Genomic DNA, 17,578 nt, shown 5'->3' with positions numbered 1-17,578 from the left:
AAGGAATCAGAAGTTGCGCTGGAACTTCACCGTCTCGCGGCGCTCGCCCGCCTTGATGCGCGCCTCGAAGCGATAGCTGTCGTGCGCGGAAACGCGCACCACGCCGATGTGATCGGTGTAGTCGCCGCTGCGCACCGCGCGCAGCGCGACCTGCTGGCGCGCGCCGGCCAGGTCCACGGCGTGCAGTTCCACCTCGCCATCGGCGCTGCTTTCCTCGCCGTCGCGCAGCTGGCGCAGCGCCACCACCACCAGCGCGTTGCGCGCGTCGCGCTTGACGCCGTACTGGTCGGCCACCGCCTGGTTCAGCGCCAGCGTCGGCAGCGCGTTGTAGCGCACGCGCAGATCGCCGAAGTCGCTTTCGGCCAGCGCCGGCGGCACGAACGCGGCCGCGCGTGGCCGGTCGCCGCCGGAGCAGGCGGCCAGCGAGAGCAGGAGCAGGGCGGGCGAAAGGAAACGTTGCATCGGCAGGGATCTCAATCGTTGGCGGCCGACAACTGCCGGCCGCGTTCGGTGGCGGCGGCGATGGCGCGATCGACCAGCGCCTCGAAGCCGCCGGCCTGGAAGGTCTCGATGGCGGCCTGGGTGGTGCCGTTCGGCGAGGTCACCCGGCGGCGCAGTTCGGCCGGGGCTTCGCCGCCTTCGATCAGCATGCGCGCCGCGCCCAGCAGCGTCTGCCGGACCAGCGTGCGCGCCGCTTCGGCCGGCAGGCCCTGGGCGATGCCGGCCGCTTCCATCGCCTCGGCCAGCAGGAACACGTAGGCCGGGCCGCTGCCGGAAACCGCGGTCACCGCGTCGATCAGCGCCTCCTCGTCCACCCAGACGGTCGGGCCGGCCGCCGACAGCAGCGCCTCGGCGCGCTCGCGCCCGCGCGCATCGACCTGCGCGGCCGCGTACAGGCCGGTGACGCCGGCACCGAGCAGCGCCGGGGTGTTGGGCATCGCGCGCACCACCGGCAACGCGCCGCCCAGCCAGCGCTGCAACTGCGCCGAGGTGATGCCGGCGGCGATCGACACCACCAGCGGCGGCTGCCGCGCGGCGGTTTCCGCCAGCGACGCGCAGACCTCGCGCATCACCTGCGGCTTGACCGCCAGCATCCACAGCTCGGCGCCGTCGGCGGCCTGCGCGGCTTCGGCGAACACCTGCACGCCGAAGTCCTGCGCCAGCGCCTCGCGCAGCGCCTGCACCGGCTCGGCCACGCGGATGCGTGACGCCTCGACGCCGCGCCCGACCAGCCCGCCGATCAGGCTGCGCGCCATGTTGCCGCCGCCGATGAAGGCGATCGACGCATCGGGCAAGGGAAACGGGGAACGGGAAGCGGGCATGGGCGGACGGACGCGGGGAAAAGTCGTGGAATGGTATTACGGTTTGGCGAACTCCCGCCCGAGCCGAGCAAGCCCGGCTCTACAAACCCCCCTGTAGAGCGGAGCTTGCTCCGCTGCTCCCGACTCCGGAACCGACGTAGCCGATCAAGCCCGGCTCTACAAACGCTCCCTCTTGTAGAGCGGAGGTTGCTCCGCTGCTCTCGGCTCCGGAACCGGCGCAGCCGAGCAAGCTCGGCTCTACGACAAGCTAAGGAGACATGCCCGAGGCTCGCGGCCCGAACAGCGCGGTTCCCACCCGCACCATCGTCGCCCCTTCGGCCACCGCCAGCGCATGATCCTCGCTCATGCCCATCGACAGCGTGTCGATGCCGGCATGGCGCGCGGCCAGGTCCTCGTACAGCGCGCGCATGCGCCGGAACGCATCGCGGCGCAGCGCCATGTCCTCGTGCGGCGCGGGGATGGCCATCAGTCCGCGCAACGCCAGCCGCGGCTGCGCGGCGACCAGGGCGGCCAGCGCCGGCACGTCCTCCGGGCGGCAGCCGTGCTTGCTGCCCTCGTCGTCGATGTTGACCTGGATCAGCACGTTCAGCGGCGCGCGCGCCGGATCGCGGTGGCGCGCCAGCGCCTCGACCAGCTTGGGCCGGTCCACCGTCTGCACCCAGTCGAACAGCTGCGCCGCCTGCGCCGCCTTGTTGGATTGCAGGTGGCCGATCAGGTGCCATTCCAGCGAAAGCGCGACCAGGTCACGGACCTTGCCGGCCGCTTCCTGCACATAATTCTCGCCGAAGGCGCGCTGCCCGGCCGCCGCCAATCCGGCGACGGCGCCGGCTGGATGGGTCTTGGACACGGCCAGCAGCCGCGGCGCTGGCCGCCCGGCGGCGACGGCGGCGTTCTCAAGACGTTGCAGGGTCTGGCTGAGGTTCTCGGCGAGCATCCGGTGCGGCCGTTGGCGGTGGCGGCGGGATGGCTATACTGCCTTTCGGGGATGTATCGTTCCAGTTTCGCAGCACTTAGGGGAAGCAGCGTCATGGATATCGCCGAACTTCTGGCGTTCTCGGTCAAGAACAAAGCCTCGGACCTGCACCTGTCGGCCGGCCTGCCGCCGATGATCCGGGTGGACGGCGACGTGCGCCGCATCAACATCCCGGCGCTGGACCACAAGCAGGTCCATGCGCTGGTCTACGACATCATGTCGGACAAGCAGCGGCGCGACTACGAGGAGTTCCTCGAGGTCGACTTCTCGTTCGAGATCCCGTCGCTGGCGCGCTTCCGCGTCAACGCCTTCAACCAGAACCGTGGCGCCGGCGCGGTGTTCCGCACCATTCCCTCCGAGGTGCTGACCCTGGAGGACCTGGGTTGCCCGCCGCTGTTCCGCGAACTCATCGCACAGCCGCAGGGCCTGATCCTGGTCACCGGCCCGACCGGCTCGGGCAAGTCGACCACGCTGGCGGCGATGATCGACCACATCAACAAGAACGAATACGGCCACATCCTCAGCGTCGAGGATCCGATCGAGTTCGTGCACACTTCGCAGAAGTGCCTGATCAACCAGCGCGAGGTCCACCGCGACACTCACGGCTTCAACGAGGCGCTGCGCTCGGCGCTGCGCGAGGATCCGGACTACATCCTGGTTGGCGAGCTGCGCGACCTGGAGACCATCCGCCTGGCGCTGACCGCCGCCGAGACCGGCCACCTGGTGTTCGCCACCCTGCATACCAGCTCGGCGGCCAAGACCATCGACCGCGTGATCGACGTGTTCCCGGCCGGCGAGAAGCCGATGGTGCGCTCGATGCTGTCCGAATCGCTGCGCGCGGTGATCTCGCAGGCCCTGCTGAAGAAGATCGGCGGCGGCCGCACCGCGGCCTGGGAAATCATGGTCGGCACCCCGGCCATCCGCAACCTGATCCGCGAGGACAAGGTCGCGCAGATGTACTCGGCCATCCAGACCGGCCAGCAGAACGGCATGATGACCCTGGACCAGCACCTGCAGGACCTGGTCAAGCGCGCCCTGGTCACCCGCCAGCAGGCCAAGGAATACGCCAAGGACAAGCGGTTGTTCGAGTGAAGCCGGGAATCGGGAATGGGGAATCGGGAATGGTTGAGGCCATGACGATTGCCATCCTTTCCGAAGCCGGCTTTTGACGATTCCCCATTCACGATTCCCCATTCTCGGCTCCGAAGGAGCACACCATGAGCACCATAGATTTCACCTCCTTCCTCAAGCTGATGGCGCACCAGAAGGCGTCGGACCTGTTCATCACCGCCGGCATGCCGCCGTCGATCAAGGTGCACGGCAAGATCTCGCCGATCACGCAGACGCCGTTGACCTCGCAGCAGTCGCGCGACCTGGTGCTCAACGTGATGACGCCGGCGCAGCGCGAGGAGTTCGAGAAGACCCATGAGTGCAACTTCGCCATCGGCGTGGCCGGGGTGGGCCGCTTCCGCGTGTCGTGCTTCTACCAGCGCAACCAGGTCGGCATGGTCCTGCGCCGCATCGAGACGCGCATCCCGACCATCGAGGAGCTGAACCTGCCGCCGGTGATCAAGACGCTGGCGATGACCAAGCGCGGCATCATCATCTTCGTCGGCGCCACCGGCACCGGCAAGTCCACCTCGCTGGCGGCGATGATCGGCTACCGCAACCAGAACTCGACCGGCCACATCATCACCATCGAGGACCCGATCGAGTTCGTGCACAAGCACGAGGGCTGCATCATCACCCAGCGCGAGGTCGGCATCGACACCGACACCTGGGAGAACGCGCTGAAGAACACCCTGCGCCAGGCCCCCGACGTCATCATGATCGGCGAGGTGCGCACCCGCGAGGGCATGGACCACGCCATCGCCTTCGCCGAGACCGGCCACCTGGTGCTGTGCACCCTGCACGCCAACAACGCCAACCAGGCGATGGACCGCATCATCAACTTCTTCCCCGAGGACCGCCGCAGCCAGCTGCTGATGGACCTCTCGCTCAACCTCAAGGGCGTGGTCGCCCAGCAGCTGATCCCCACCCCGGACGGCAAGGGCCGCCGCGTGGCGATGGAAATCATGCTCGGCACCCCGCTGATCCAGGACTACATCCGCGAGGGCGAGATCCACAAGCTGAAGGAAGTGATGAAGGAATCCACCAACCTCGGCATGAAGACCTTCGACCAGAGCCTGTTCGAGCTGTACCAGGCCGGCGAGATCTCCTACGAGGACGCCCTGCGCTACGCCGACTCCCAGAACGAGGTGCGCCTGCGCATCAAGCTCGCCCAGGGCGGCAACGCCAGCACGCTGGCGCAGGGGCTGGATGGGGTGGAAGTGGCCGAGGTGCGCTGAGGCGCGTCATCGTCGTTCCAGTGCGGCGCATCCGCGCATGGGTGAAGGGTCCCGTATCCGTATCGTGGTACGGGGCGTGAACGGGGTGGCTCGGGGCATGGCCGCGGTGGCGACGCATGCCGCCCGGCCCGCGCCGCCGCGATAGAATGCCGCCATGTCCAATCTCGCCCTGCCCCTGGCCAACCAGCTGATCATCGCGCTGCCCGCGCTGGATGATCCCAATTTCGCCCGCACCGTGGCGCTGATCTGCCAGCACGACGAGGACGGGGCGATGGGCGTGGTCATCAACCGGCCGTCCGAGTACACGCTGGGCGAGGTGCTCTCGCAGATGCAGCTGGACACCGACGACGAGGCGCTGCGCGAGCGCGTGGTGCTGGCCGGCGGGCCGGTGCATCCGGAGCGCGGCTTCGTGCTGCACGACGACGGGCGCGAATGGGACTCGCGGCTGGAAGTGGCGCAGGGCCTGTACCTGACCACCTCGCGCGACATCCTCGAGGCGATGGCACGCGGCGAAGGCCCGGACAACGCCATCGTCGCGCTCGGCTGCGCCGGCTGGGGCGCCGGGCAACTGGAATTCGAGCTGGCCGAGAACAGCTGGCTGACCGTGCCGGCCGATGCCGAACTGATCTTCGACGTCCCGCTGCCCGAGCGCTGGCACGCCGCCGGCAGTCGCATCGGCGTGGACATGAACCGGCTCACCGACTACAGCGGCCACGCATGACCGCTCGCGCGCCGACGCCGTCCAGCGGGAACCGCGGCCGCGGCGCGACGCCAGCGATGCCTGCGCCACGGCAGGGAGGCGGAGGATGAAGCTTGACGGTACCGTGCTGGGTTTCGACGTGGGCGCGCGCCGCATCGGCGTGGCGGTGGGCAGCGCGTTCGGCGTCGGCGCGCGCGCGCTGGCGGTGATCGACGTGCACGCGCAAGGCCCGGACTGGGCGGCCATCGACCGCCTGCACGCCGAGTGGAAGCCCGACGGCATCGTCGTCGGCGATCCGATGACGCTGGACGGCGGCGATCAGCCGATCCGCAAGCGCGCCCACGCCTTCGCCCGCGAGCTGCACCTGCGCTACAAGCTGCCGGTGGTGCTTGTGGACGAGCGCGCCAGCTCGATCGAGGCGGCGCAGCGCTTCGCGCTGGATCGCGCCGAGGGGCGCAAGCGCCGCCGCGACGCCGCCGCGCTGGACGCGGTCGCCGCCGCGGTCATCATCGAGCGCTGGCTGGCCGCGCCGCAGGACGCCACCGCGGTGGTGGCGTGATGCGCGCGGCTCCTTCCGAACCTACTTCCCCGATGCCTGACCGCCCATGACCGAGCAACTCGATTCCGACGGACGCCTGCGCCACCTGCTGACCCTGGAGAACCTGCCGCGCGAGATCATCTGCCGGCTGCTCGACCGCGCCGGGCAGATCCGCGACACCGCGCTGGGGCGCACCCAGCGCCGCAACTCGCTCGACGGCACCACGATCTGCACGCTGTTCTTCGAGCCGTCCACGCGCACGCGCAGTTCCTTCCAGATCGCCGCGCAACGCCTGTGCGCTGACGTGCTGAACTTCGACGCCTCCACCTCGTCCACGCGCAAGGGCGAGACCGCGCGCGACACGCTGAAGAACCTGGAGGCGATGGGCGTGCGCGGCTTCGTCGTGCGCCATTCCGACGACGGCGCGGTGGCCGCGCTGGCCGAGGCGGCGGGCGAGGGCACGGCGCTGGTCAACGCCGGCGACGGGCGCAGCGCGCATCCCACCCAGGGCCTGCTGGACATGCTGACGCTGCGCCAGGCCAAGGGCGCGGACTTCTCCCGGCTGAAGGTGCTGATGGTCGGCGACGTGGCGCACTCGCGGGTGGCGCGCACCGACCTGCACGCGCTGCGCACGCTGGGCGCCGGCGAGATCCGCGTCTGCGGCCCGCGCAGCCTGCTGCCGGACGACGCCACGCTGGACGGCTGCGTGGTCGGCGAGGATTTCGACGCGCTGCTGGAAGGCGTGGACGCGGTGATGATGCTGCGCCTGCAGCGCGAGCGGATGGAAGAGGGACTGGTGTCTTCGCTGGACGACTACCACCGCGACTATGGCCTGACCGCGCAGCGGCTGGCGCGCGCCGCCGCCGATGCGGTGGTGCTGCATCCCGGCCCGATCAACCGCGGCGTGGAGATCACCGACGAGGTCGCCGACGGCCCGCAGTCGCTGGTGCTGCGCCAGGTCAGCAACGGCGTGGCCATCCGGATGGCGGTGCTGGAGGCGTTGCTGGGGTAAGCGCTTCGATCGGGCCTTTCGCCGGGTTGCGGCAAGGGGACGGTGCGAGCGCTGGAATGACGGCTTGGGAATCCATCAAGCATCGTCATCCTGCGCAGGCGGGAACCCAGCGACTTCGCCCTGTTGAAAGCCCGGGACACGGATTTCCCGCCTGCGCCCCCGGCAAACCGGTTCTGCCGGTGGGAGCGACGTCAGTCGCGACGGGCCATCGGTAAAGCCTCGTCGCGACTGACGTCGCTCCCACAGATACGGGGTTTTCGCTACCGGAATGCCGGCACAGGCTCCCACTCGCTTTCCGCGCAGATCACTCCAACGCCGCGACGATGCGGTTCTTGCCGGCGCTCTTGGCCTGGTACATCGCCTTGTCGGCCCGTTCGATCAGCGCGTCCTGCGGTTCGCCCGGGCGCCAGCAGGCGACGCCGGCGCTGAAGGTGATCGAGATGCGCTGGCCTTCGTGCAGGAACGGGCGTTGCGAGATGCGCTGCAGCAGCCGCGTGGCGGTGGCCTGCGCCTCGCGGAACGGTGCATCCGGCATCAGGATGACGAATTCCTCGCCGCCGAAGCGCGCCACCGCGTCGCTGCCGCGCAGGGTGGCCTGGACGGTGTTGACCAGGTGGCACAGCGCGGCGTCGCCGCCGAGGTGGCCGTGGCGGGCGTTGATCTCGCGGAAGTCGTCCACGTCCAGCAGCAGCAGGCACAACGGCTGGCCGGTGCGCAGCGCGCGGGTGGACTCGCGCTTGAACAGTTCGTCGAAGCCGCGCCGGTTGAGCGCGCCGGTGAGCTGATCCACGCGCACCAGGCTGGTCACGTCCTGCAATTCCTGCTCCAGCCGCTGGATGCGCTGCTCGGCCAGCTCGACCTGCTGGCGCGCTTCCAGCAGGTTGTTGCGCGCGTTCAGCGCCTGCTCCTGCACCTGGGTGGTGTCCAGCAGGATCTCGTCCATGCGCCGGCCCAGTTCGGCCACGCTGCGCGCATTGCGGATGGCCTGCGCGTGGTAGGTGATGCGATCGTGGTAGATGCCGGTGCTGGCGGCCATGCCGTCGAGGCGATCGACGAAGGTCACCATCATCTCCTTCATCGCCTCCTTGGATTCGGCGATGCCGTGCTTGAGCAGGCCCTGCTTGTAGATGACCTCGCGCAGGCCGGCGCGGGTCTGCTCCAGGCAGGCGCGGTCCAGCGGGCCGGCCAGCAGGTCGCGCACCGCGGCGATCTGGCCCTGCAGCCAGTTGCCGTCCTCCAGCAGCTCGCCGACGTTCTCCAGCAGCAGATCGAACAGGCTGCGCATCAGGTCGTGGGCGTCGCTGGCCTCGCGCGCGCGCTGGCCGATGGCGTGCGACAGCTCCTTGAGCTGCTGCGCCAGCGGCGCCAGCGGCTGGTTCGGCTGCCACTGCTTGATCGACTGCGCCATCGCGTGCGACTGCTCGGCCATCGGCGGGTCGTCCTGCAGCAGCGCTTCCAGCGCCACCGCCACGGTGTGGTGCAGCAGGTCGCGCAGCTGCTCGGCCTCGCCGGCCGGCGGCGTGGCACCCGGCAGCGGCGTCTCGTCGGGGATGGTGCGCAGGTACTTGTCGATCAGGTGGCGTGCGGCGCGTCCGTATTCCTCCCAGTCGGCGGCCGCGCAGGCGGTCTGCAGGCGCCGGCCCATGTCGCCGACTTCGCCCGGCAACCCGGCCACGCCGGCGGCGAAGGCGGCTGCCAGGGTCGCCGGCTCGCGCGCCTGGGCGAACAGGGCGAACAGTTCGGCGGCGCTGATGGGCGGTGCGGAAGCCGGCACCAGGGTCTTGCCGTTGGAGGTCGCCGGGCGCACCACCGCCAGCGGGGTGGATTCGACAACGGCGGGCGCGGCCGGCGTGCTGCGCGCGCGCGACCACAAGCGGCGCAGGCCGCCGGGGGAGGTACCGGAGATCTCTTTGGGGGTATCGGCCATCGCGGGATTCCTGGAGCCTCCCCGGACACGACCGGGGCTCCGGGCGTCGACAGGGGCGGTGACAGGTTATCGGCCGGCCGCGCGGCGAGTTGAGGCACGGGGCCGCTTCAGCGCGGCGGCAGGCGCTGGGCCAGCAGCCAGGACCACAGTTCCGGCTCGGCGTAGGCCGCGTCCCAGGCGTTGTGGCCGGCTTCCGGGTATTCGGTGTAGCGCACCTCGCCCGCGCCCGTGGCCTGGAACGCCTGGTACAGGCGACGCGACTGCGCCGGCGGGACGACCTCGTCGCGCGCGCCGTGGAACAGCCAGATCGGCAGGTGCGACAACCGCGTCGCCGCCGCAAAGTAGGGGTCGATCGCCTCGCGCGCCAGGCTTTCCACCCGCAGCGTGGCCAGTTCCGGTCGTCCTGGCGGGGTGATGCCGCCGCAGATCGGCACCAGCGCGGCGAAGCGGTGCGGTTGCAGCAGCGCCAGTTCGAACACGCCGTAGCCGCCGCGCGACAGGCCGGTGAGGTAGGTGCGGGCCGGGTCGCCGCCGAACTCCGCGCTGGCCGCTTCCAGCGCCGCCATCGCCATCGTTGCGACCTCGCCGTCCCACGAGCGTCCCTCGGGCGATTGCGGGAACACCGCCAGCGCCGGGAAGCTGCCAGCATGGGTGCGCAGGTATGGCCCCAGCCCGGACTGCGTCTGCCGCACCCCGTCGCTGCCGCGCTCGCCCGAGCCGTGCAGGAAAAGCACGACCGGCAACGCGCCACCGCGAAAGCGGCGCGCCGGCACGAACACCTGGTAGCGGTAGGTCATACCCGCATGGACCAGTTCGCGCTGGACGAAGCGGCCGCCGTCGTCGCCGGGCCGGGTCATGCGGCAGCCCGCCGGCAGCAGCGCGAGGAATGCGGCCAGCAGCAGCGCCAGGCGCGCCGCGCGGCGGACAGGGGTTCGGGACGACGGAGTGGCGTCATTCATCGGGGCTCCCCGGAGCTTGGCGTCATGCGCGAATGTCGCACAAGCCGCGGACGTTTGCCTCGCCCGCAGGGAACTGCCGCATGCGGATGCGGCCGGGACGATGGCGTATGATGCCCCCGCTTTTTTTGTCCCTGTCCATGCCGTGGGCCATGTTGGCTCCGGAATCAGGGACATATCTTCGCCTTGGCAGACATCGGACAACAAAAGGGGAATCGAACGACATGAAGGAGACCAAGACCGCCTGCGCCTGCGCCATCGTGCTCATGGCGATGGGCTGGATGCAGGATGCGCACGCGCAGCGCTCGCCCTGGTGGGAACGACAGAAGGCGGCACAGACGGCAACTGGGGCCGGCACCAGCGATCACACCACGCAAAATGGTGCCGCGCCGCCGCCGCCCGTGCAGCAATACTCGCCGTATGCGCCCCCCGCAAGCCGGGAAAAGGTCGAGGAACCGTCCTATACCTATATCGAAGCCGGTGCTGCCCGCGTGGATGTGGATCTGTACGAGCTCGACGAAAGCAGCAATGGCGGTTACGTGCGCGGCTCGCTGGCCGTCACCGACAACCTCTATGTGTTTGGCGGTTATGACCGGGTTTCGGAAAGCTGGAGCGCCGATGCCGAACAACTGAAGGTCACCATCGACCAGGCCGAAATCGGTCTGGGAACGAGCATCTCCCTTTCCTCCCGCACCGACTTCATCAGCGAACTGTCGCTGCTGAGGCTGGGAGCCGAGCTGGACTACGAGGACAGGGAGTATCCCCAGGACAACCTGAGCATCGGCGACCATCTTTATGCCGGCAAGCTGATGCTGGGTGTTCGTGCCAGGCCCCTGTCCAGCCTGGAGTTGTGGGCCAAGGCCGGCTACCTGCGGTTGGACGACAACTTGCTGATCGACGATTCCGGAGTCGGCAACGTCGGTTTCCAGTACCGGTTCAACCCGGTCTGGGGACTGGTTGGCGAGGCGGAGTTCTACGAGGACGTGCGCTTCTACCGTCTGGGCATCCGCGCCAACTTCTGATCGGGATGCCCGCGGGCATATCGGGCCGGAATCCTTCGAGGATTCCGGCTTTTTTTGGGTTCTTCTTCCGGCGCAGGGGAGTCTTCCCGCACGCGGTCGGCCAGCGAACGCAGCCGAGCAAGCTCGGCTCTACACGCGAACTTTGTAGAGCGGAGCTTGCTCCGCTGCTTCTCTGTTGCTCAGCGCAGCAGGATCAGCGTGGCCAGGCCGAGGAAGCAGAAAAAGCCCATCACGTCGGTCACCGCGGTCACCACCACCGTGCCGGCGACGGCCGGATCGATGTTCATGCGCTTGAGCGTCAACGGCAGCAGCACGCCGGCGCTGGCGGCGGCGCAGAAGTTGATGATCAGCGCGCCGGCGATCACCAGCGACAGCGGCCAGTCGCGGAACCAGAGGAAGGAGACCACGCCGACGATGCCGCCGATCAGCAGGCCGTTGATCAGCGCCACCCGCAGTTCCTTCCACAGCAGGATGCGCGCGTTGCTGGCGCCGACCTGGCCCAGCGCCAGGCCGCGCACCATCAGCGTCAGCACCTGCACCGCGGCGTTGCCGCCGATGCCGGCCACGATCGGCATCAGCACGGCCAAGGCGACGATCTTCTCCAGGGTGGCCTCGAACTGGCCGATCACGCCGGCGGCCAGGAACGCGGTGAACAGGTTGATGCCCAGCCACACCACGCGGCCGCGCACCGCGCGCCGGACCGGCGAGAACAGGTCCTCGTCCTCGTCCAGGCCGGCCGCGCCCAGGGCCTGGTGCTCGGCCTGCTCGCGGATGATGTCGACCACGTCGTCGATGGTGATGCGGCCGAGCAGGATGTTGTTCTCGTCCACCACCGGCGCCGACACCCAGTCGTGGTCGGAGAACCGCCGCGCCACTTCCTCGGCGCTTTCGCCGACGTCGATGGCCGGCTGTTCGTCGTCGACCAGGCGGTTGATCGGCGTGCCGTCGTCGTGGGTGACCAGCGCGGCCAGCGACACCCGGCCCAGGTACTGGTGGCGGCGGCTGACCACGTACAGGTGGTCGGTGTGGTCGGGCAGTTCGCCGCGCAGGCGCAGGTAGCGCAGCACCACGTCGACGTTGACGTCGGCGCGCACGGTGACCACGTCCGGGTTCATCAGGCGGCCGGCGGTGTCCTCCGGATACGACAGCACCTGCTCCAGGCGCTCGCGGTTCTCGCGGTCCATCGACTTGAGCACTTCGTCGATGACGGTGTCGGGCAGGTCCTCGACCAGGTCGGCGAGGTCGTCGATGTCGAGATCCTCGACCGCGGCGACGATCTCGTCCGGATCCATGTCGGCCAGCAGGCTCTCGCGCACCTCGTCGCCGACGTGCACCAGCACCTCGCCGTCGTCCTCCGGATCGACCAGGCCCCAGACGACCTCGCGCTTGCCCGGCGGCAGCGATTCGAGCAGGTTGCCGATCTCCGCCGGCGCCAGCGTATTGACCAGCCGGCGCACCGGGCCGAGCCGGCCGCTGTCCAGCGCATCGGACAGCAGGCGCAACTGGCGCGCGGTCTTGTCGTGGCGGACGGCTTCGGCCATGCGCGTCTCCGGTGGCGGTGTGGCGGACCGCGTCGGCGCGACGCGGCAGGTCAGGTGTTCATGCGCGCATTATCGCCCGACCGTGGTCCGATGGACACCCCGCGGACGGAGGGGAAGCCGGGTGGGAGCGACGTGAGTCGCGACGGGGTATCGGTAAAGCGCTGTCGCGACTCACGTCGCTCCCACGGGGGAAGCGGCCTTCAGCCAGCGTTCGATGCCGGCGCGGTCGCGCGCCTGCAGCAGCTTCTTCGCGCGTTCGCGCAGCCGCGACAGATCGCTGTCGCGGATCGCCTTGCGCACCTCCAGCAGGGTGGCCGGATGCAGGCTGAACTCGGTCAGCCCCAGCGCCAGCAGCAGCGGCGCCATCCGCGCGTCGCCGGCGATTTCGCCGCAGACGGCCACCGGCACGCCGTGCCGCTCGCCCAGCGCGATCACCTGGCGCATCAGTTGCAGCACGCCCGGGTGCAGCGGCGAATACAGATCGCCGAGGGCGTCGTTGTTGCGATCGGCGGCCAGCAGGTACTGGACCAAGTCGTTGGTGCCGAGCGAGAGGAAATCGACGTCGCCGATGAAGCCCGCCAGCGCCAGCGCCGCCGCCGGCACCTCGATCATCGCGCCCAGCGCGATCGTCTCGGCGACCTCGTGGCCCTGCGCGCGCAGCTGGCGGACGATCGTCCCGAGCCGGCGGCGCACGGTGACGATTTCCTCGCGCGCGCTGACCATCGGCACCAGGATGCGGATCGGCCCGTAGGCCGAGGCGCGCGCGATGGCGCGCAACTGGGTGTCGAACACGTCGCGCCGCGCCAGCGACAGGCGTATGCCGCGCAGGCCCAGCGCCGGATTGTCCTCGCCGCGCACGGACAGGCCGATGCGATCGGCCTTGTCCGCGCCCAGGTCCAGCGTGCGGATGGTCACCGGCCGCCCGCTCATGCCCAGCACCGCGTCGCGGTAGATCTGGAACTGCTCGTCCTCCGACGGCAGCGCGTTGTGCTGCAGGAACAGGAACTCGGTGCGGTACAGCCCCAGCCCGGCCGCGCCCAGCGCATGCGCGCGCGCCACGTCCTCGCGCGATTCGGCGTTGGCGTACAGCGCGACGTCGACGCCGTCGCGGGTGCGGGTGGGCTTGCTGCGCAGGCGGCCGAGCTCGCGCTGCTCGCGCGCGGCGTCCTTCAGGCGCTGGCGGTAGCGGCGCAGGTCCGCCGCCTCGGGATTGACGATCACCTCGCCGCTGCCGCCGTCGACGATCAGCACGTCGCCGTCGTTGATGCGCTGCCAGGCCTTGGCGATGCCGACCACCAGCGGCAGGTGCAGGCTGCGCGCGAGGATCGCGCTGTGCGAGAGCGGGCTGCCGGCGGCGGTGACCACCGCGACCACGCCGTCGGCCTGCAGCTGCGCCAGTTCCGACGGCGCGATGTTGTCGCCGACCAGGATCTCGCCGGCCACGCCCTGGGTCTCGATGGCGCGCTTGTGCAGGTGCGCGTGGATGCGGCCGATGACGTGATCCAGATCGTCCATGCGGCTCTTGAGGTAGGGATCGTCCATGCCCTCGAACACCGCCGCCAGCCGGTCGCGCTGCAGCCGCAGCGCGTAGTCGGCCGAATAGCGGCCGGCGTGGATCAGTTCGTCCAGGCCCTTCAGCAGTTCCGGGTCGTCCAGCAGCAGCGCGTGCAGGTCGAGGAACTCGCCGACCTCGCGGGCGAGCGCGCCGTGCAGGCGCTCGCGCATGCGGTGCATCTCCTCGCGGGTGGCGGCGATGGCCTGGCGCAGGCGCTCACGCTCGCCGGCGACCTCGCCGACGCCGATGCGCCGCTCGACCACGTCCAGCGCATGCGGCAGGCGGATGCGGGCGCGGCCCAGCGCGCTGCCGCGCGATGCCGCATGGCCGGGCAGCAGCATCCTCATCGGGAACTGCCGGCAACCGCGGGAGCGGGCATGTCAGCCGGCGCGGCCTTGCAGGCAGGCGCGGGCGCGACGATCCGGCGGGCACGGGACGGGGGCACTGCCTGGTCGTGTATCGGCATATCCTCTCCTGCCTGTCCCGCGGCCCCCGCACGCGGGCTCCTGCCTGTCGGGGCTCAGCTGTCCTCGTCGAACTTGCGCTCGAACAGCGACACCAGCGCGTCCATCGCCGTCGCCTCGTCCTCGCCGTCGACGCGCACGGTCACCGGCGTGCCCTGGCCGGCGGCCAGCAGCATGACGCCCATGATGCTCTTGGCGTTGACCTCGCGGCCCTTGGCCGACAGCGTCACGTTGCAGCGGAACGGCGCCAGCACCTGCACCAGCTTGGCGGTGGCGCGGGCGTGCAGGCCGAGGCGGTTGGCGACGGTGAGTTCGCGTTCAAGCATCTTCGTGGATGACTCCGTTGCGTGCGCCGGCCGCCGCGGTGGCAGGCAGTTGGTCCAGTCCCTGTTCCGGGTAGTTCATCACCCGCAGCAGCATCGGCAGGCTCAAGGCGGACACCCTTCTGACCGGCGTGCCCAGCCGCGCCAGCAGGCCGGCCAGGTTGCTCGGGCTGGCGCCGTACAGGTCGGTCAGCACCAGCACGCCGTCGCCGTCGTCCACCCGCCGCAGCGCGGCCGAAGCCAGCGGCAGCGCGGCGTCCAGATCGGCGTCGAACGGTACCTCGAAAGCCTCCGCCCGCAGCGGCAGCGTCCGCAGCAAGGTGGTGGCGACCGCCAGCAGGGACGCGCCGATGCCCGGATGCGTGATGAGAAGAATGCCACAAGCCATTCCGGAACGTTAACAGACCGGGATGACAGTCAGGAAGCATCGCCTTCGCACTGCACCATGCCGCGCGCCGGGACAATCGGGGACATCGCCTGCCAGCCGCCGGCCGGGCGACGGCGGGGCCTACTCCAGTTCGCGGTGGAAGGTGGCCACCTGCTCCCAGCCCTGGTCGCGCGCGTGCTGGGCCAGCGTCTCGGCCAGGAACACCGAGCGGTGCTTGCCGCCGGTGCAGCCGAAGGCGATGGTCACGTAGCTGCGGGTCTCGCCGCGCAGGCGCGGCAGCCAGGTGCCGAGGAACTGGCTGACCTGGTCGACGTACTGGCCGACTACCGCCTGCCCCTGCAGGTATTCGCGCACCGGCGCGTCGCGGCCGGAGAACGGCCGCAGCGCCGGATCCCAGTGCGGGTTGGGCAGCACGCGGGCGTCGAACACGAAGTCGGCGTCGGTCGGCACGCCGCGCTTGTAGGCGAAGGACTGGAACAGCAGCGACAGCGCCGCGCCCTTCTCCGGGGCGAACTGCGCGATCAGGCGCCGGCGCATCTGGTGGACGTTGAGGTCGCTGCTGTCGATGACGATGTCGGCCTCGGCCAGCAGCGGGGCGACGATCTCGCGCTCGCGGGCGATGGCCTCGGGCAGCGACAGCCCGGTGTGGCTGAGCGGGTGGCGGCGGCGGGTGTCGGAATAGCGGCGCAGCAGCACCTCGTCGCGCGCGTCGAAGAACACCAGGCTGCCTTCCAGCCCCAGCTGCGCCAGCGCCGCGCGCCACTGCGCCAGCCGCGACAGGTCGCTGTGGCGGTTGCGCACGTCGATGCCGACGGCGATCTTCTGCGGCAGCACGTCGTCGCGCATCAGGCTGCGCACGAACGAGGGCAGCAGCTCGACCGGCAGGTTGTCGACGCAGTAGTAGTCCAGGTCCTCGAAGGTGCGCAGCGCGACCGACTTGCCCGAGCCGGACAGGCCGCTGACGATGACCACCTTCGGCGCCGCTCTGGCGCCGGCGCCGTTTTCGTCCTCGCAGGTGATGGGCAGGTCGCCGGTGTTCATGGCGTGCTGCGCTCCAGCAGGTTGCTGTGGCGGGCGATGAACATCGCCGCCGGGTCGATGCCCTTGGTGCGCAGGATGTGCAGCCGCGTGGCCGCCTCGGTCAGCACCGCCAGGTTGCGGCCGGGCATCACCGGCAGGGTGATCAGCGGCACGTCCAGGTCCAGCACGTGGCGGGTGCCGGAATCGCCGGTCAGGCGCTCGTAGCCGTGCGGGTTGGGCTCGGTCATCGGCTTGGTCAGGTGCACGATCAGGCGCAGGTACTTGTTCTTCTTCACCGCGGTGTCGCCGAACATCTCGCGCACGTTGAGCACGCCCAGGCCGCGCACCTCCAGCAGGTCCTGCAGCAGTTCCGGGCAGGTGCCGTCGAGCACGTCGGGGGCGATCTGGGTGAACTCGGGCGCGTCGTCGGCGACCAGCCGGTGGCCGCGGCTGAGCAGTTCCAGCGCCAGCTCGCTCTTGCCGGACCCGGCCTCGCCGGTGATCAGCACGCCGATGGAATAGATCTCCATGAACACGCCGTGCAGGGTGACCCGCGGCGCCAGCGTGCGGGCGAGGTGGTAGGAGAGGTGGTTGAGCAGTTCGTGGCCGCGCTTGGGCGAGACCCACAGCGGCGTGTCCGACTCGTTGGCCGCCTCGCGCAGGTCTTCGGGGCAGGACTGGTTCTTGCTGATCACCAGCGCCAGCGGGCGGAACTGGATGATCTTCTCGATGGTCTCCCAGCGCAGGCGCGAATCCAGCGAGTCCAGCCAGGCCAGTTCCTCGCTGCCGAGGATCTGCACCTTGTTGGGATAGACCGCGTTGAGGTAGCCGGCCAGCGAGGGCCGCCGCGCCACCGTGTCGACCGATTCCAGCACGCGCCTGTCGCCCTTCTGCCCGGCCACCCAGCGCAGCGCGAGCTTCTCCTTCTGCTGGTCGAAAAGCTCGCGGGCGGTGATGCTGGTGTTCATCATGTCGTCGCGTCCTGGAGCGCGCATCGTCGGCGGCGCGCAGCGCGCCATCGTGGCGAGTTTAATGCCGAGCCGGGCGGGGCGCGAATCGGCCCGCCGCATGTGCAGACGGGAAGGCCGCTGGCCTTCCCGTCGTACGCGAACCGGTTGGGTGCAGGCGCCGTCGCCTGCCTGCGCTCAGCCGGCCAGTTCCCCGCGCGCGGCACGATGCTGCTGATCTTCCTTCTTTTCCTTGTGCTTGATCACCAGCCGGTCGAGCTTGTCCGCGAGCACATCGATGGCCGCGTACATGGTCGGCGCGCTGGCGTCGGCATGCAGGGTACGGCCGGGGATGTTGATCGTGGCCTCGACCAGGTAGTCGGGCTTGCGGGTGGCCAGTTGCGTGCGGACCTCCAGGGGTTGTTCGAAGTGCCGCCCGAGCTTTTGCAGCTTGGTCTCGACGTACTCGCGCAGGGCGGGGGTGACTTCGACTTCGTGGCCATAGGTCTCGATACGCATCTTTGTCTCCTTCGGTCTTGGGG

18 protein-coding genes are annotated in these 17,578 nt (G+C 69.9%); 6 read left to right on the top strand and 12 right to left on the bottom strand.

The genetic code is table 11. The features are described 5' to 3' along the window. Positions 1–6 precede the first annotated feature (6 nt). The 3 genes from AAG688_RS13770 to AAG688_RS13760 all read right to left on the bottom strand — a co-directional run bounded on the left by AAG688_RS13770 (position 7) and on the right by AAG688_RS13760 (position 2,256). Positions 7–462 (bottom strand): DUF4426 domain-containing protein, encoded by a 456-nt coding sequence (locus AAG688_RS13770; protein WP_411832801.1) that lies wholly within the window; start codon positions 460–462, stop codon positions 7–9. A gap of 11 nt (positions 463–473) precedes the next feature. Beyond that, positions 474–1,322, bottom strand: coding sequence for a pyrroline-5-carboxylate reductase (gene proC, locus AAG688_RS13765; RefSeq protein ID WP_411832800.1), 849 nt, complete (start codon positions 1,320–1,322; stop codon positions 474–476). Positions 1,323–1,569: 247 nt separating this feature from the next. Beyond that, complete coding sequence (locus AAG688_RS13760; RefSeq protein ID WP_411832799.1) at positions 1,570–2,256, bottom strand: YggS family pyridoxal phosphate-dependent enzyme; 687 nt, start codon at positions 2,254–2,256, stop codon at positions 1,570–1,572. Positions 2,257–2,349: 93 nt separating this feature from the next. Between AAG688_RS13760 and AAG688_RS13755 the strand changes: the two genes are divergently transcribed. From AAG688_RS13755 to AAG688_RS13735, 5 genes are all read left to right on the top strand, one after another. Further along, positions 2,350–3,387, top strand: coding sequence for a type IV pilus twitching motility protein PilT (locus tag AAG688_RS13755; RefSeq protein ID WP_411832798.1), 1,038 nt, complete (start codon positions 2,350–2,352; stop codon positions 3,385–3,387). 125 nt (positions 3,388–3,512) lie between these two features. After that, positions 3,513–4,643, top strand: coding sequence for a PilT/PilU family type 4a pilus ATPase (locus AAG688_RS13750; RefSeq protein ID WP_411832797.1), 1,131 nt, complete (start codon positions 3,513–3,515; stop codon positions 4,641–4,643). Between the two features lie 154 nt (positions 4,644–4,797). Then, positions 4,798–5,364 (top strand): YqgE/AlgH family protein, encoded by a 567-nt coding sequence (locus AAG688_RS13745; protein WP_411832795.1) that lies wholly within the window; start codon positions 4,798–4,800, stop codon positions 5,362–5,364. 85 nt (positions 5,365–5,449) lie between these two features. Further along, positions 5,450–5,902 carry a Holliday junction resolvase RuvX gene (ruvX, locus tag AAG688_RS13740; RefSeq protein ID WP_411832794.1) on the top strand — a complete coding sequence of 151 codons (453 nt, stop codon included), beginning with the start codon at positions 5,450–5,452 and terminating at the stop codon, positions 5,900–5,902. A 46-nt stretch (positions 5,903–5,948) separates the two neighbouring features. Further along, complete coding sequence (locus AAG688_RS13735) at positions 5,949–6,893, top strand: aspartate carbamoyltransferase catalytic subunit (protein WP_411832793.1); 945 nt, start codon at positions 5,949–5,951, stop codon at positions 6,891–6,893. 304 nt (positions 6,894–7,197) lie between these two features. Here AAG688_RS13735 and AAG688_RS13730 read toward each other — a convergent pair whose 3' ends face one another. Continuing rightward, positions 7,198–8,820, bottom strand: coding sequence for a GGDEF domain-containing protein (locus AAG688_RS13730; protein ID WP_411832792.1), 1,623 nt, complete (start codon positions 8,818–8,820; stop codon positions 7,198–7,200). A 107-nt stretch (positions 8,821–8,927) separates the two neighbouring features. Beyond that, positions 8,928–9,779 carry a prolyl oligopeptidase family serine peptidase gene (locus AAG688_RS13725; protein ID WP_411832791.1) on the bottom strand — a complete coding sequence of 284 codons (852 nt, stop codon included), beginning with the start codon at positions 9,777–9,779 and terminating at the stop codon, positions 8,928–8,930. A 221-nt stretch (positions 9,780–10,000) separates the two neighbouring features. Between AAG688_RS13725 and AAG688_RS13720 the strand changes: the two genes are divergently transcribed. Beyond that, the gene (locus AAG688_RS13720; RefSeq protein WP_411832789.1) at positions 10,001–10,798 is read left to right on the top strand and encodes a hypothetical protein; all 798 of its coding nucleotides are present in this window, start codon (positions 10,001–10,003) and stop codon (positions 10,796–10,798) included. A gap of 179 nt (positions 10,799–10,977) precedes the next feature. Here AAG688_RS13720 and mgtE read toward each other — a convergent pair whose 3' ends face one another. The 7 genes from mgtE to hpf form a co-directional block, all read right to left on the bottom strand. Beyond that, positions 10,978–12,339, bottom strand: coding sequence for a magnesium transporter (gene mgtE / locus AAG688_RS13715; RefSeq protein ID WP_411832788.1), 1,362 nt, complete (start codon positions 12,337–12,339; stop codon positions 10,978–10,980). Positions 12,340–12,510: 171 nt separating this feature from the next. Next, positions 12,511–14,241, bottom strand: coding sequence for a phosphoenolpyruvate--protein phosphotransferase (ptsP, locus tag AAG688_RS13710; protein WP_411832787.1), 1,731 nt, complete (start codon positions 14,239–14,241; stop codon positions 12,511–12,513). Between the two features lie 173 nt (positions 14,242–14,414). Then, positions 14,415–14,684, bottom strand: a complete 270-nt coding sequence (locus AAG688_RS13705) for an HPr family phosphocarrier protein (protein ID WP_411832786.1) — start codon at positions 14,682–14,684, stop codon at positions 14,415–14,417. Beyond that, the gene (locus AAG688_RS13700; protein ID WP_411832785.1) at positions 14,677–15,069 is read right to left on the bottom strand and encodes a PTS sugar transporter subunit IIA; all 393 of its coding nucleotides are present in this window, start codon (positions 15,067–15,069) and stop codon (positions 14,677–14,679) included. Before AAG688_RS13700 ends, AAG688_RS13705 begins: the two co-directional genes overlap by 8 nt. Positions 15,070–15,189: 120 nt before the next feature. Next, a complete protein-coding gene (gene rapZ / locus AAG688_RS13695) occupies positions 15,190–16,110 on the bottom strand; it encodes an RNase adapter RapZ (RefSeq protein WP_411832784.1) in 921 nt (306 codons plus the stop codon). Beyond that, the gene (hprK, locus tag AAG688_RS13690; protein WP_411835021.1) at positions 16,107–17,057 is read right to left on the bottom strand and encodes an HPr(Ser) kinase/phosphatase; all 951 of its coding nucleotides are present in this window, start codon (positions 17,055–17,057) and stop codon (positions 16,107–16,109) included. The genes rapZ and hprK overlap by 4 nt, the downstream gene beginning before the upstream one ends. 177 nt (positions 17,058–17,234) lie before the next feature. After that, positions 17,235–17,555 (bottom strand): ribosome hibernation-promoting factor, HPF/YfiA family, encoded by a 321-nt coding sequence (gene hpf / locus AAG688_RS13685; RefSeq protein ID WP_411832782.1) that lies wholly within the window; start codon positions 17,553–17,555, stop codon positions 17,235–17,237. Between the last annotated feature and the right edge of the window lie 23 nt (positions 17,556–17,578).

The organism is Pseudoxanthomonas mexicana, assembly GCF_046736355.1.
Classification (GTDB): Bacteria; Pseudomonadota; Gammaproteobacteria; order Xanthomonadales; family Xanthomonadaceae; genus Pseudoxanthomonas_A; species Pseudoxanthomonas_A mexicana_B.
The sequence above is the reverse complement of the archived record's forward strand: the minus strand, read 5'-3'. Positions and strand labels throughout refer to the sequence as shown.

Bases quoted from the DNA above. Each gene is read 5' to 3' on its own strand.
- AAG688_RS13700 (WP_411832785.1), bottom strand. From the start codon at position 15,069: ATGGCTTGTGGCATTCTTCTCATCACGCATCCGGGCATCGGCGCGTCC.
- hpf (WP_411832782.1), bottom strand. From the start codon at position 17,555: ATGCGTATCGAGACCTATGGCCACGAAGTCGAAGTCACCCCCGCCCTG.
- mgtE (WP_411832788.1), bottom strand. From the start codon at position 12,339: ATGGCCGAAGCCGTCCGCCACGACAAGACCGCGCGCCAGTTGCGCCTG.
- AAG688_RS13760 (WP_411832799.1), bottom strand. From the start codon at position 2,256: ATGCTCGCCGAGAACCTCAGCCAGACCCTGCAACGTCTTGAGAACGCC.
- rapZ (WP_411832784.1), bottom strand. From the start codon at position 16,110: ATGAACACCGGCGACCTGCCCATCACCTGCGAGGACGAAAACGGCGCC.
- ptsP (WP_411832787.1), bottom strand. From the start codon at position 14,241: ATGAGGATGCTGCTGCCCGGCCATGCGGCATCGCGCGGCAGCGCGCTG.
- AAG688_RS13725 (WP_411832791.1), bottom strand. From the start codon at position 9,779: ATGAATGACGCCACTCCGTCGTCCCGAACCCCTGTCCGCCGCGCGGCG.
- AAG688_RS13750 (WP_411832797.1), top strand. From the start codon at position 3,513: ATGAGCACCATAGATTTCACCTCCTTCCTCAAGCTGATGGCGCACCAG.
- AAG688_RS13735 (WP_411832793.1), top strand. From the start codon at position 5,949: ATGACCGAGCAACTCGATTCCGACGGACGCCTGCGCCACCTGCTGACC.
- AAG688_RS13770 (WP_411832801.1), bottom strand. From the start codon at position 462: ATGCAACGTTTCCTTTCGCCCGCCCTGCTCCTGCTCTCGCTGGCCGCC.
- AAG688_RS13730 (WP_411832792.1), bottom strand. From the start codon at position 8,820: ATGGCCGATACCCCCAAAGAGATCTCCGGTACCTCCCCCGGCGGCCTG.
- AAG688_RS13705 (WP_411832786.1), bottom strand. From the start codon at position 14,684: ATGCTTGAACGCGAACTCACCGTCGCCAACCGCCTCGGCCTGCACGCC.
- AAG688_RS13745 (WP_411832795.1), top strand. From the start codon at position 4,798: ATGTCCAATCTCGCCCTGCCCCTGGCCAACCAGCTGATCATCGCGCTG.
- proC (WP_411832800.1), bottom strand. From the start codon at position 1,322: ATGCCCGCTTCCCGTTCCCCGTTTCCCTTGCCCGATGCGTCGATCGCC.
- AAG688_RS13755 (WP_411832798.1), top strand. From the start codon at position 2,350: ATGGATATCGCCGAACTTCTGGCGTTCTCGGTCAAGAACAAAGCCTCG.
- AAG688_RS13720 (WP_411832789.1), top strand. From the start codon at position 10,001: ATGAAGGAGACCAAGACCGCCTGCGCCTGCGCCATCGTGCTCATGGCG.
- hprK (WP_411835021.1), bottom strand. From the start codon at position 17,057: ATGAACACCAGCATCACCGCCCGCGAGCTTTTCGACCAGCAGAAGGAG.
- ruvX (WP_411832794.1), top strand. From the start codon at position 5,450: ATGAAGCTTGACGGTACCGTGCTGGGTTTCGACGTGGGCGCGCGCCGC.